Source organism: Vibrio sp. 10N.222.51.C5 (assembly GCF_041474575.1).
GTDB lineage: Bacteria > Pseudomonadota > Gammaproteobacteria > Enterobacterales > Vibrionaceae > Vibrio > Vibrio crassostreae_C.
On sequence record NZ_JBFRUJ010000109.1, the window covers coordinates 950 to 1,159 of the forward strand.

Annotated in this window: 1 tRNA gene; it reads left to right on the forward strand. The window is 47.1% G+C overall.

The features are described 5' to 3' along the window. Positions 1-61 precede the first annotated feature (61 nt). Positions 62-138, forward strand: a tRNA-Met gene (locus AB4558_RS21765). Positions 139-210: the final 72 nt, after the last annotated feature.

Here is a 210-nt window from a genome sequence, read left to right on the forward strand (position 1 = left end):
TATCGCTCCAAATTCTCTCTTTTTAGAGAACAGAGTCATTGACTTAAATAATGCATTCGGACGCGGGATGGAGCAGTTTGGTAGCTCGTCGGGCTCATAACCCGAAGGTCGTCGGTTCAAATCCGGCTCCCGCAACCACATTACAGTTAAGCGCTATCTATTGCCCAAGGCAGTAAGAGCAGCGAATAACTAATGCGATACTAGCTCAGT